General features: G+C 62.9%; 1 pseudogene. It reads left to right on the plus strand.

What is annotated here, in order from left to right:
• Positions 1 to 240: 240 nt before the first annotated feature.
• A pseudogene (locus A5634_RS07585) lies at positions 241 to 823 on the plus strand (secretion protein EspK); the annotation flags it as partial.

Raw genomic sequence — 823 nt, forward strand, 5'->3', positions numbered from 1 at the left:
ATTAGCGGTGCGTCCGAAGATCATCCCGATCACCAAATTGCCGCATCTGGCAGGTATTAACCTCGGTTAGGCTTGATAATTATGACGTCCGGTAGCACTCAACGATTGGCGCGGCTTTTCGCCCTGCGCGGTGCCGTATCCGCTGGCTTTTCAGCGTGCCTGCCGGTCCGACGATCCACCGTAAGCACCCCGGCAGGCCGCGTCGCGACGACCCGGCCGCCGTTGCGAGGAGAGTAACCGATGGGCATTCCGAGGCCGACGGGCGAATACGCCGGTCAGATGCTGGAACCGGGCGGTTGGCCGCAGTCCGACGAGGACACGTTCTACGCCCGCGCGCAGGAGTACAACGGCATGCTGCGCAAGGTCACCGACGTCATGGACTCGACCCGGCACCAGCAGGTGGAGGTGTTCGACGGAGGGGTCTGGTCGGGCGGCGCCGCCAACGCCGCCAATGGCGCGCTCGGTACCAATCTCAATGAAATGAGCACGCTGCAGGACTACCTCGTCACCGTTATTACCTGGCACCGCCATGTCGCCAATTTGATCGAGCAAACCAAGGCCGAAATCGGAAACAATGTCGACGGCGCCCAGCGCGAAATCATCGTCCTGGAAAATCACACCGAGCTGGACGCCGAGGAACGGCAGAACGCGATCGACGCGCTTGTTCGGGCGACCCATCAGGCCAATACAAGCCTGGTCGCCGATGCCGCCGAACAGGTGCTCGCGTCGAAGAACTGGAAACCGCCGCACAACGCGCTGCAGGATCTGCTGCACCAGGTGACGCCGCCGACCCCGGAAGTACCGACCCTGGTGGTTCCGCAGC

Origin of the sequence: Mycobacterium asiaticum (assembly GCF_001673365.1) — a bacterium.
Taxonomy (GTDB): domain Bacteria; phylum Actinomycetota; class Actinomycetes; order Mycobacteriales; family Mycobacteriaceae; genus Mycobacterium; species Mycobacterium asiaticum_A.